Origin of the sequence: Rhizobium sp. Pop5 (assembly GCF_024721175.1) — a bacterium.
Taxonomy (GTDB): Bacteria; Pseudomonadota; Alphaproteobacteria; order Rhizobiales; family Rhizobiaceae; genus Rhizobium.
In genome coordinates this window covers 2978552-2990888 of sequence record NZ_CP099399.1, presented here as the reverse complement: position 1 = coordinate 2990888, position 12337 = coordinate 2978552, and the positions used below count along the sequence as shown (strand labels likewise).

10 protein-coding genes are annotated in these 12337 nt (G+C 57.6%); 7 read left to right on the top strand and 3 right to left on the bottom strand.

Annotated features, from left to right (window positions below; all coding sequences use genetic code 11):
* Positions 1-8: 8 nt before the first annotated feature.
* The 3 genes from NE852_RS17025 to NE852_RS17015 are packed head-to-tail and all read left to right on the top strand — an operon-like array spanning position 9 to position 3688.
* Positions 9-656, top strand: a complete 648-nt coding sequence (locus NE852_RS17025; protein WP_008535909.1) for a hypothetical protein — start codon at positions 9-11, stop codon at positions 654-656.
* 51 nt (positions 657-707) lie between these two features.
* Positions 708-2984: a polysaccharide biosynthesis tyrosine autokinase gene (locus NE852_RS17020; RefSeq protein ID WP_008535908.1), complete on the top strand. Its 2277-nt coding sequence runs from the start codon at positions 708-710 to the stop codon at positions 2982-2984.
* Entirely contained in the window at positions 2984-3688 is a 705-nt protein-coding gene (locus NE852_RS17015) for a hypothetical protein (protein WP_258155866.1), read from the top strand. The genes NE852_RS17020 and NE852_RS17015 overlap by 1 nt, the downstream gene beginning before the upstream one ends.
* 183 nt (positions 3689-3871) lie before the next feature.
* Here the strand turns inward: NE852_RS17015 and NE852_RS17010 are convergent, their stop codons facing one another.
* Positions 3872-4579, bottom strand: a complete 708-nt coding sequence (locus NE852_RS17010; protein ID WP_008535903.1) for an Ig-like domain-containing protein — start codon at positions 4577-4579, stop codon at positions 3872-3874.
* Between the two features lie 683 nt (positions 4580-5262).
* On the opposite strand from NE852_RS17010, the gene NE852_RS17005 reads away from it, so the two are divergent.
* The 4 genes from NE852_RS17005 (at position 5263) to NE852_RS16990 (ending at position 11325) form a co-directional block, all read left to right on the top strand.
* Positions 5263-6834, top strand: coding sequence for a right-handed parallel beta-helix repeat-containing protein (locus tag NE852_RS17005; protein ID WP_008535901.1), 1572 nt, complete (start codon positions 5263-5265; stop codon positions 6832-6834).
* Positions 6835-7317: 483 nt separating this feature from the next.
* Entirely contained in the window at positions 7318-9084 is a 1767-nt protein-coding gene (locus tag NE852_RS17000; RefSeq protein WP_037175362.1) for a type I secretion system permease/ATPase, read from the top strand.
* Positions 9085-9099: 15 nt separating this feature from the next.
* A complete protein-coding gene (locus tag NE852_RS16995) occupies positions 9100-10407 on the top strand; it encodes an HlyD family type I secretion periplasmic adaptor subunit (protein ID WP_037175360.1) in 1308 nt (435 codons plus the stop codon).
* Positions 10408-10629: 222 nt separating this feature from the next.
* Positions 10630-11325, top strand: a complete 696-nt coding sequence (locus tag NE852_RS16990) for an SGNH/GDSL hydrolase family protein (protein ID WP_258155865.1) — start codon at positions 10630-10632, stop codon at positions 11323-11325.
* A 39-nt stretch (positions 11326-11364) separates the two neighbouring features.
* Here the strand turns inward: NE852_RS16990 and NE852_RS16985 are convergent, their stop codons facing one another.
* Both NE852_RS16985 and NE852_RS16980 read right to left on the bottom strand, forming a co-directional pair.
* Positions 11365-11841, bottom strand: a complete 477-nt coding sequence (locus NE852_RS16985) for a glycosyltransferase (protein WP_008535892.1) — start codon at positions 11839-11841, stop codon at positions 11365-11367.
* Positions 11838-12296 (bottom strand): glucuronosyltransferase, encoded by a 459-nt coding sequence (locus NE852_RS16980; protein WP_008535890.1) that lies wholly within the window; start codon positions 12294-12296, stop codon positions 11838-11840. Before NE852_RS16980 ends, NE852_RS16985 begins: the two co-directional genes overlap by 4 nt.
* Positions 12297-12337: the final 41 nt, after the last annotated feature.

The window sequence follows — 12337 nt, the reverse complement described above, 5'->3', positions numbered from 1 at the left end:
GCGCAGTTATGGCAAGGTCGAGTGTTTATCGTAGGCTTGCATATAGCGGAATCGTGGCGGCAGCGCTTGTCGGCATGAGTTCGAGCGCTTTTGCGGCAGCGTGCGTGAGGCTTTCAAGCCTGAACTCCGTCGATGTCAGCGGATTTATGGCCAATCCCGCCTCTTTGCTCGATGTGTCCGACCCGCTGGTTTTGTCATCGCGCGTCCGTGCGTTGGTCGGGAGCAGCGATGAAGCGCTTGCGCCGGTGATCGAGCAGGCCAAGAAGGCCGATGCCGCGGAGATGGCTGCTATCGGTGCCGGCCTTGGGCGGGCCGCAAACAGCTGCCAGGTTACGGATCCGCTGTCCAAGCTGGCCATCGAAAAGGCCGTTGCCGAGGCGGCGAGCGCCGATCCGAACCTTGCACCGCTGCTTGCTGCCTTTGCGAAGGTTCTCGCCGAAGGCGGAACCGCGGCGCTCGGCCCGGGTGGAAGCACCACAGCCGCCGCATCCGGCATCGGCAACGATGGGTCGATCGGCCGGACGGGGCCGGGCTCGGACGACGGTACGCCGTTTGAAGGCGCCGCCACGACTGCCGGTACGCTGAGGGTTTCTCGCGGCCAATTGTCCTCTGACGCGACAGAGTCGACGAGTCAGAGCGTCCCGGTCATACAATAGCTGGAATTGCCCGTAGATCTTGGCACTTGATGCCTTTGTTGGAGATCGAAATTGCTGTCACCAGATAAACTCACGCCACGTATCGACCCTTCCCGCGATACGGGAAACGAAGCTGATTTCATCGATTTCGATAAGCTCATCGCGATTGCCCGCCGTCAGTGGCGGATCGTTGCGGCGTGCGCCGTCGCCTTTGGCGTTCTCGGCATCGTGTATGTCATCACGGCGGTTCCGGTTTATACCGCCGACACCAGCGTCCTGATCGACCGCAGCGACAATCAAGTGATCAACCAGCTGGCGGCGTTCGGCCAGCTGGACGACGACGAGGGCACGGTCCTCAGCCAGGTCGAGCTGTTGAAGTCCGACACAATAGCCTACGCCGTTGTCGATAAGCTGAAGCTCGTCGACAATCCGGATTTCATGGCACCCAAGAATTCGCTGTTTTCGGTCGCAACGCTGAAATCCTTCGTCAATTTCAAATCATGGTTCGCCGATGATGCGGCTGTTGCGCCCGATGCGGATATGAGGCGCCGAAACGCCGCGGAGACCGTTGCAGGCAACATCGATGTCGAACGTGTGGGCAAATCCTACGTTCTAGACGTCAGCTATACCTCGCCATCCCCCGATCTGGCGCGTCAGATCGCGGCGGCCATCGCCGACGTGTATCTGGTCGACAAGCTCAATTCGAAATACGAGGCGACGCGCCGGGCCGGCGAATGGCTGCAGGAGCGCATCGAAGAGCTCCGGCAGCAAGCGCTCGATACCGACCTTGCGGTCCAGAAGTTCCGCAGCGAGCATGGGCTGGTCGAGGCAGGAGCCGGCACGCTGCTCAGTGAACAGCAGCTCTCCGAGCTGAACAGCCAATTGATCGGCGCTCAGGCGGCGACGGCACAGGCCGAAGCAAAATATAACCGCATCAAGTCGATCATTGACGCCAAGCAGACCGACGCGATCGTCACCGACGTGCTCGACAGTTCCATTTCCAACGACCTTCGCAAGAAATATCTGGAGGCTTCGAAGCTCGAGGCCGAAATCGAGGCGCGGCTTGGGCCTGATCACGTCCAGGCGGTTCGTCTGCGCGCGGAAATGGCCGAGTATGAACGGCTCATGTTCGATGAGTTGAACCGCATCGCCGAGAGCTATCAGAGCGAACTGCAAGTGGCGAAATCGCGGGAAACGTCCCTGCGCGACAGTGTCACGCAGGCGACGGGCGTGGCCGCAACGGCCGGCGAAACCCAGGTGCAGCTTCGCGAGCTGGAGCGGACGCGCGACACTTACAAGAATCTCTATCAGAACTTCCTGACCCGCTACCAGGAAGCCATCCAGCAGCAAAGCTTCCCAATCACTGCCGCACGCATCATCACGAGTGCGGAAACTCCGACGAAGCCGAGCGCTCCGAAGAGAAGCCTCGTCATCGCGCTTGCAATGTTCCTCGGATGCACCTTCGGAAGCGGCATCGCTGCATTCCGCGAGTTCCGCGACCGGTTCTTCCGCACCGGCGATGACGTCAAGGATATGCTCGACGTCGAATCTCTCGGCGTGATGCCGTTGATCGAAAATAACGTCGACGATCCGACGCTGGTCGACCCGGGCAATCCGCGAAGCATCGCCAAGGGTGGCAAGACCACGACTTATGTCGAGGAACACCCGCTCTCGGCATTCGCCGAGACGCTTCGGAGCGCCAAGATTGCCATCGACATCAGTGCGGCTGACCAGCGCTGCAAGGTTATCGGCGTCGTATCGAGCCTGCCCGGTGAGGGTAAGTCGACGACAGCCATCAACTTTGCCAAGCTTCTGGCAATGCAGGGCGCGCGTTGCCTGCTGATCGACGGAGATATGCGAAATCCCGGAGCGACCAGGGCCATCGGCCGCCATGCGGAAGCCGGCTTGCTTGAGGCTATCGTCGACAACCGCCCGCTCAAGGATCTCATCCTTCTCGACCCCAAGACGAAGCTTGCATTCCTGCCGACGGTAGCACGCTATCGCGTTCCGCACTCTTCGGAGCTGCTGGCATCGCGTGGCATGGACCAGCTTCTCGAAATGGCGCGTCAAAGCTTCGACTACGTTGTCGTCGATCTGCCTCCGCTGGCGCCGGTCGTGGATGCGCGTGCCATCAATCCGAAGCTCGATGCCGTCGTGTTCGTGATCGAGTGGGGGAAGACCTCGCGCAAGGTGGTTCAGTCGACCCTGCTGTCCGAACCGGATCTCTACACGAAATGTGTTGGTGCGATCCTGACCAAGGTCGATCCCGCCCAGATGAAGCTTTACCGGACATTCGGCTCGAGCGAATATTATTATAAGCGTTATTCGCGGTACTATACCGAAAGCTGATGCTTCGCGGTCGGTCCGTTTCGGTTACCAGGATCGTTTTCGTTGTCGTCGCCATCGTCTTTGCGGTGCTGGCCGGTCGAGAGCTCTATGCTTCGATAAGAACGGCCAGTATCTCGATTGTCGCGGAAAGGATCGAGCGCGGTGACGCCGTCACGGATGACATCGTGGCCAAATACGCATCTCGCACCATTGAAGTAGTCGACGGACATTATTGTCGGTCGGATATCGTCGCCGTCGGCGTTACACTCGTTCTGGCGCAGCTCGATCGGCAGAATGTCAATGTCGACTACGAAGCATGGACCGCTGCCGCATCGTCTGCGCAGCAGTATCTGCAGTATGCGCTTTCCTGCATGCCGACGAACGCTAATTTCTGGGCTCGCCTTGCGGCCGTGCAGTCGACAATTGCGGAAGAGCCGCAGGCGACTGCGGGGATGATGAGGCGTTCCGTTGCCTTGGCGCCCTATGACGAGTCGATGATTCTAACGCGCTTTTATTTCTGGAACAATCTGACGGATGCAACGCTTCTGGCCGCAAGCAGTGCGCTCGACAGCGACCTCACGACGATGCTGAAACTTGGCGACCGTTGCAGGGTGAACGCCACCATAAAAAACATCAGCCCGCAACTCCGCCCGATCTTCGATGGGACCTGGATGAAAGTCGGGGAAGGATCGACAGCGCGTTTCCGGCAGCGCTGCAGCAGGTAATGTTACCGTGACGAAGGCGAGGCATCAGCACTCGTCAGATGCGATGCCGGCAGCCAGAGTTTTCGCGAAACTGACACCTAATAAACGCGGCAACGCCCGCCGTTTACGCGGCGGGCGCTGCCTACGCAGTATCGATGGTTGAGCGCCGCGCGTCTTATCGGACGTGCGGCTCCTCATTGATGATTAGACGCTGGCGCCGGAAACGACGTCCGTGCCGGTGACGTTGAGCGTCAGAACACCTACGTCCGTGTGACCTTGGCCATCGGAAATCTTGTAGTACTGAACGGTTTCCGTGACATGATCACCCGGAGCGATATCCGAGGTCAGCTCATAGGTGAATTCGCCGTTCGCCTTGACGTGGAACGTGCCATAAGTGCCGGCAATGTCGGTGATTGCGCCGTTGTTCCCATTGACGTTGACGCCATCGAACTGGCGGAGGAAGAGCTTGCCGTTGTCGCCGGGAATGTCGTTAGCGAGCGCGTTGCCGCTGATGAGGTCGCCTTCGTTGAAGCTGAAGTGGTCGTCGACAGCGATCGGCTTAACCTGGGTTACGCCCTGAATGTTCAGCGTGAACAGGCCGAAATCGGTATGTCCGGCACCGTCGGAGATCTTGTAGGAGACTTTTTCAGTCAGCGTTTCGCCGTTGGTGAAACCGATCTTTGCTGCCGCACTGAGAACATAGGTGTAGCTGCCGTCCGGCTTGACGTAGAACGTGCCATAATCACCCTGGATTGCGGTGACCTGATTGTTGCCCTGCTTGGCGCCGACGCTCTGCTGGTCGAAGGCGCGCAGGAACAGATTTCCGTCGGATGTATCGTTGGTCAGCAGGTTCCCTGAGATAACGTCTGTTTCTAGAAATGTCGCAGTATCGTCGGTTGCGTGAACGGCCATCGGGGTCTCTCCTTGAATTGATCTTCGCTGGTCAAGTCCTGAACTTCAGCGAGCGGGTCGATTAAGGATATCTTAATACAGATAGTCAAGCGCATAATTAACACAAAATTAACACAATTTGGTATTTCGCCCAATAATGGCACATGTACAATGCGCATAAGGTAATGAAAGGCTTGGATATTATTCCATTAATAATATGTGAAGGCACTGTGGCGCAGAAATGAATTCATATTTCATTTAAATCCAAGTGTCTTTATTCGGCAACAATTGATGCGAATACGATCGCCTCTAGGTATCCCAGATCAAATTTCGCTATAATCACTTTGGGTTATCGACGGAACATGACGGTTTCAATTCGTTACCCGACTTTTTCCATGCGCTCCTTCGGCTGATCGAGCGACGTGATTTAAGTTTTAAGTATATTTCAAATGTAATGTTCGGAAATTTTGGCATGAAAGCATATCTGCCATTTGTGACTTGAAAAATGATGACGTCTAACGCAGTTGCTCAATAAATAAGGTATGAATTGTGCAGTGCAACCTTGTTTTGATGCAAACGACAAAAATATTTTTGGTCGATATTCAAGAATTGACGCAAAATAGCACGCATTTTAGTGTTTCATTTTAGCAAGCAGAGAGAGGTCCGCGGCTAGAAGATTTTCCAGTATCCAGGGAGATCGCCGCATGACCGTCTACTATGTGAATTCAGCGACAGGGTCCGACCGTAATAGCGGAATCAGCGAGGGTTCCGCTTTTGCGACGTTGTCTGCCGTGGAATCACTGAGGCTGAACCCCGGTGACAAGGTGCTGCTTGCCGCCGGAAGCGTGTTCAACGAGCAGTTCGACTTGAAATATTCGGGCAGTATCGTCGCGCCGATCACCATCGGGAGTTATGGCATTGGCGATGCCCCGGTCATTCACAGCAGCAGCGATGGTATCCATGGTTCCAAAGCGTCGAATATCGTCATCGAAAACATCAAGATCTCCGATACCGGCGGCAATGCGATATATGCGGGCAATGTTTCGAACTGGACGGTCCGCAACGTCGAAGTGACGAATACCGGCCTTTCGGGAAACCCCGGTTCAGTCAGCTTTCAAAACAGCCAGAACATCACGATCGAGAACAGCAGGCTGACCGGCGTGCATGCCGACGGCATCTGGATGGATAAGGTCAACGGCGTCAAGCTCGTCAACAATACCGTCACCAACAGCCAGGGCGGTACGGCAGACGCCATCCAGCTCAACGACAGCAGCAATATCCTGGTCAAGGACAATCATCTGGAACAGACGGAGACGAACAGTGCCAAGGGTGTGCTGGTGCTGATCCGAGCTCAGAATGCCGTAGTCGAGGGCAACACGCTGATCGGCGGCGGCTTCGGGCTGAGCGCCCAGGCGGGCACGAATATCGCTATCCATGACAACGATATTTCAGGGTATGGCGGGTATAGCTGGTCCTATGGCATTGGCCTTGGCGATCAAGGTAATGCGAAGAACTACGATGTCAGCGGAAATTATGTGCATGGCGGTGTGTACGGGGTGCTGGTCAGTGCCGTCGGCTATCCGAATTATCTCCGCGAGAATATCGATATCCACGACAACGTCTTCGAGGGCCTGTCCTCGTCGGCGCTGAAGGTGGACAGGGCCGCTTCAGGCTCCTTCCACGACAATATCATAGACAGCGTGGTGCCGACACTGACGATGCCCGCCGCAATCGCCGCTCAGAACACGTTCTCCGTCAGCGACAACAAGTCGTTGCAGCAGGCGCAGGCCGAACTCGACAATCACGCAAACCCCGCGCCGCATGTCGAGGTGCCTGCGCAGCCGCAGACAAGCACTCCGGCGCCGACTGGCGAGGCTCACGTCACATCTCCGCCTTCAGTTCCCGTTCCGACGATTGCCGCAGTCCATGACAGTCTGAAGATCTCGGCCGACACGGGCCGCGCCTATCATGGCAATCTTCTCGAAAACGACAGCGCGGCCAATGGCACCTTGCTGCTGCGCCGCTTCGGTGACGTTGCGATGGATAAGCACGGCCTGACGCTGACGGGGAAATACGGCGTCATCCACGTGGAAAGCGACGGCGACTACAGCTACACGGTCGATGCTGCGAAACTCCATGGTCTCAGCGGAAAGGTCAGCGAGTCCTTCCAGTACAAGATCTCCGACGGCGCTTCGCACATGGACTCGGATAACTTGAGCATCGCCATCAATGTGGATGCATTCCACGCCAGCCATCTCTCACACCTCCTGGCGTGAGATGTGTCATGATAGTATCGGCGCCGGCCGGCTTCCTTCGATGCTTGGCTTGGTTAACAAATTTTCGCCGTATTCGAACCGGCGAGAGGGCAGGACGGGCAGTCACAAAATATGTTAGCGGCTCATAGTTAAGCAAACTATAGATTGCAAATATAGTTAATCCCCTAGTAAATATCGTGTTTATGCGCGCAAAGCGGTAGCCGCGCTGAGCCGTTATTGGGCGATTTGCAATTTTCACTTGCTTCTGCCGGTATATTTAGCGTAGCGTTAATCTAGAGCCCCTGAAATCGCTCGCTATAAATTGGGTTTTTTGGTCATTTTTTGGTGCGATTCACATAATAAGCTCTGGCTTGCAAGCGGAAGTTCGGCGCCAGCGCCGGGATCCAAGTAGCCATATCATTGATCGGGCGTGATGGCCTGAAGCTGCAACGTGTGCGGGCGTGTTTGTTTGCGTGCGATGTGGCAAGAGAGGGATTAATATTGGTGTTTCAGAGTTCAGCAGCTGATGTCAGCGAGCCGTCCAAAGCCTTGCGGAAATGTAAAGGTGGTCTTGTATTTATCGGTATAGCAAGCGCGCTTATCAATATCCTCTATCTCACGAGCTCGTTTTTCATGCTCGAGGTATATGATCGTGTCATTCCCAGCAAAAGCATACCGACGCTGGCCGCCTTGGCGATACTGGCGCTCACTCTTTACGCCTTCCAGGGCGCGTTCGAAGTCCTGCGCAGCAGGATGCTTGTGCGCGTTGCCGGCGCGCTCGACGAGACGATGAACGGGCGTGTGTTCCGGGCGATCATCAAGGCGCCGCTGAAGGTCAAGATCGGCGGCGACGGGCTTCAGCCACTCCGCGACTTCGATCAGATCAGAACCTTCCTGTCCGGTATGGGCCCGACGGCGATGTTCGATCTGCCTTGGCTGCCCTTCTATATCGTGATCTGTTTCATGTTCCATCCGGCGATCGGCTATATCGCGATCGGTGGATCGCTGATCCTCGCCATCCTGACGTTCCTCACCAACCAGGGAACGCGGACGCTTTCAAAAAAGCAGTCCGACGCCGGCAACATGCGGAATGCCTTTGCCCAGACTTCGATCCGCAACTCCGAAGTCATCCATGCGATGGGCATGGCCGGCACGATGGCGGAGATCTGGGATCGAAAGAACGAGGAGTACCGCACGATCACCCGGCAGGCCTCGGATGTCGGTAACGGATATGCGACCCTGTCGAAGATCTTCCGCATCGCCCTGCAATCGGGGACGCTTGCGACCGGCGCCATCCTGGTCATTCAGGGACAGGCCTCCTCGGGCATCATCATTGCCGGTTCCATCCTGACGTCCCGCGCTCTGGCGCCCGTGGAAGCAGCGATCGGAAATTGGCGCGGTTTCGTTTCCGCACAGCAAAGCTGGGCGCGGCTTTCCAATCTGCTGAAAACCATTCCGGAAATTCCAGCTCCGCTTGCGCTTGCGGCTCCGTCCAAGCAGGTCACCGTCGAGGGGCTGGCAAGCGGCCCGCCGGCAGGCCAGCGCCTGGTCATTTCCGATGTCAGCTTCGGCTTGAGGGCAGGGAGCGCGCTCGGGGTCATCGGTTACAGCGCCTCTGGCAAGTCTTCATTGGCGCGTGCGATGATGGGCATTTGGCCGTCCTTCAGAGGTTCCATTCGCCTTGACGGCGCAGCGCTCGACCAGTGGGATATAGACGCGCTCGGCCGGCATATCGGCTATCTCCCGCAGGACGTGGAGCTCTTCTCAGGCACCGTCGCGCAGAATATCTGTCGCTTCGCCAAGGACATGTCACCCGAGGCGGTGGTTTCCGCAGCAAGGGCGGCGCGCGTTCATGATCTCATTCTGCGTCTGCCGAACGGCTACGAAACTGAAATCGGCGACGGGGGAGCATCGCTCTCGGCCGGCCAGAGACAACGTATCGCGCTTGCACGGGCGCTTTACGGCGAGCCCTTCCTTGTCGTGCTCGACGAACCGAACTCCAATCTCGACGAAGAGGGCGAACGGGCGCTGAGTGCGGCAATCATGAGCGTGCGCGCACGCGGGGGCATCGTCGTTGTCATCGCACATCGGTCCGGCGTTCTGGCGGTGTGCGATTTCGTCCTGATGATGCAGGACGGCCGGATGATCGCATTCGGTCCCAAGGAGGAAGTGATGGCGCGGGTCAGCCGCCCGGAAGCGGCCCGCACTCCCATTGCCGACCGTGTAGCTCAGCTCAAGGTCGTGGTTGACGGCATTAATGCGGCCGAATAGGCCGGAGGACGTAATTTGACTAAAGTCACTAGTGAATCGAAGCGCTCGCTCCATCGCCATGTCATGGTTGTCGGGGCCCTGTCTATCGCACTCGTTTGCGGCATTGGCGGCTGGGCGGCGACGACCGAACTTTCGAGCGCCGTCATCGGCGAGGGCGTCGTCGTCGTCGATGGCGATGTCAAGAAGATCCAGCACCTGACCGGCGGTATCGTGTCAGAGCTCTTGGTCGCCGAGAACGACCATGTGACGGCTGGCCAAGTCCTGATACGGCTCGATGGGACGACGACGAAGGCCCAGCTTTCGATCGTCGAGAGCACGCTCGCGCAGCTCTATGCGCGCCGTGCCCGTCTCAAAGCGGAACGGATCGGCGCCGAATCCTTCGAGGTCGAGGAAAATATCAGCGATCTGACATCCAGCACGTCGGCGCAGAAGCTGCTCGACGGCGAGCAGAAGCTGTTCGACAGCCGCAGGTCGGCACTTGTGGGCATGAAGAGCCAGCTGGCGTCGCGCAAGGATCAGTTGGCCGAGCAGATCAAAGGTTTGGTCGTTCAGATCAACGCGACCAATGATTCCCTCGGCCTGATCGAACAGGAACTTGAAGGCGTCGATACTCTTTACAAGAAAGGTCTCGTCACGCTTCAGCGTTTGAATCAGCTGAAGCGCGCACGCGCCGATCTCCAGGGTAACAGCGGCCAGGAAATCGCGGCCAAGGCCGAGGCCGAAGGTAAGTCGATCGAGCTCGACCGTCAGACAATCCAGCTGGATGAGGATCGTCGTTCGGAGATCGCCAAGGACCTGACCGACGTCGAAGCACAGATCGCCGAATATGAAGAGCGGCGTGGAACTGCGCTCGATCAGCTCCACCGTCTCGACATTACCGCGCCATTGAGCGGGCGGGTTCACGAGCTTGCGGTTCACACGGTCAACGGCGTCATCGATCCCGGTCAGACACTGATGCTCGTCGTTCCCGAAAATGACGATCTTACGGTCGAGGCGAAGGTCGCGACCCGCGACATCGACCAGATTCACGTCAGCCAATCCGTCGATGTCAGGTTCAGCGCCTTCGATCAGCGTACGACGCCTGATGTGAGCGGCGAGATCACCTCGATTGCGCCGGATATCGTCCGGGATGAGCGGACGGGCATCAGCTACTATCCCGTTCGTGTCAAGCCGAAGCCTGAAAGCCTGGCGAAGCTGAAGTCGATCAAGCTCTATCCGGGCATGCCGGCCGAAGTCTTCATCAAGATCGGCGACAGGACCGTTATCTCCTATCTCACGAAACCGCTGACCGATCAGATGCAGCACGTATTCCGCGAGGAGTGATTGGAGACCATCTGATCGTTGCGGGGCGCTGCGATCAGATGATTCATATCATCCGCCGAGTTGGAGCTGCGGTTCATTCTTGTCGTGTTGGGGCAGGCTTGAGGCGACGTGTCGATGACATTGCCTCAAGCTGCATAGGACGGCTTTGGGAAGGATGTAACAATTCTCCCAAATGGCGGCCTGCCGCGTGACGTATCGTTTCCGCCGGGATATGGTCTCTCCATGACAGGTTTGCGGCTTTGGCGAGCGATGCCCATTGAGAGACGGCTGGCGAATGGACTGTTGCTGTTTTTGGTGTGCCTCGTGACGTTCTCGGCGCCGAAAGGCGGTTATGCCGAAAATCTTCCGCCGTTGAAAATCGTGGCGTTCGGGACGTCCTTGACGGCTCGCGGAGGCTGGCAGCCCGCACTCGAGAAGGATCTGGCAGCCTGCCTTCAGCGGCCGGTGAACGTCGTGAGCGTTGCAAAAAGCGGTGAGACGACCATATGGGCCTTGACCCAAATCGATCGCGTCGTCGCCGAGCAGCCCGACATCATCCTGATCGAGCTTTACGCCAATGACGCAACTTTGCAGCGGTTCGTATCGCTTTCGCGAAGCCGGCAGGATATCGGTGAGATCCTCGATCAGCTCCGGCAGCGCGTGCCGCGGGCGCGGATTATCGTCATGGCGATGAATCCGTTTTCAGGGCTGCGCGGCCTGATCCGTCCCTTTGTCGAAAGCTACATCTCGGCCCATCAGGCGGAAGCACAGCAACGTGGCCTGGAATTCGTCGATCACCGTCCCAACTGGGAACGTCTGCCGGCAGCGGAACTCGCGGCGGCAATTCCCGACGGTGCGCATCCCCTGCCGGACACCGCTTCCAGGATCATCGTGCCGGAACTTGTCAAACATATCGCCGGCGGCGATTGCGGCGGATGAAGATCCTTCCCTTGCCGGGGTGACTGCGACTGTTGTCGCTCAGCCGGCCGCGAGATAGCCTTTCAGGTAATTGACAAGCGACGTGCGTCCGAGCTCGGACGGATCTTCGTGAGAGGGACTATCCAGTTCCTCGAGAAGATAGTTTTTGAGTTCGTCATCGGTATTGGCAACATAGATGCCGGGCCGGCCCACGAGTTGGCTCACCGTGGCGAGCTGATGATCGTTTCGGTGCTCGCCGAGGGCCGCCTTCCTCGGAACGAGAATGATCGGTTTGCCGAAACGTTTTGCCGTGAGGACAGTGCCGATCCCCGCATGAGAGACGATAACCGACGCGTCGCGAAAGACGCTATCGAAATCCGCAGGCTCGATATTCTTGATCCATTTCATGTTCTGGGGCGTGTAGGTGCCCTTGCCGATCTGGGCCAGAACCGGTCTGGTCAAATCCCTTGCAAAGGTGTCGACGGCCTTGACGAGGCGATCGAACGGCAGCTGCGTTCCGACGGTGACGAGGATCAAAGGACCGCTCCTGCATAATGCGGGCCATCCGGCCGCGAGAGATGTTGCCACTGCGTGAGCCAGAGCGTTGCAATATGACCGGCCAGTTTGCCCGACAGGGACAGCTTCTCGACATTGGCAACGCTGTCGATCCAGATCGTCCGCTTGCCCGTCAATTTGCCGGCGAGCAGGCAAAAGAGCCCGGGCGCGGCACCAGTCGAGATGACAACATCGGGCCTGTGCTTGATGACGATATAGAAGGCGCTGAAAAAGCACCGGATCGACATGGTAATCGAGTCGCGGCTGCAATCGGGAAGGACGAGCCCGCCCCGAATGTTGTATTTGGCAAGCAGCCCAGGGATGGTCGTTGCAAAGACGATATCGCAGCCTTCGAACGCGCCGCGCATGGCCATCAGCTGTTCCCAATGGCCGCCTCCGGAGGAGGCCGCGAGAACTTTCAATTTTTTCTCAGCCATAGATTAGGACCTCATATTGAGAATTACGCAAAACACCGGTT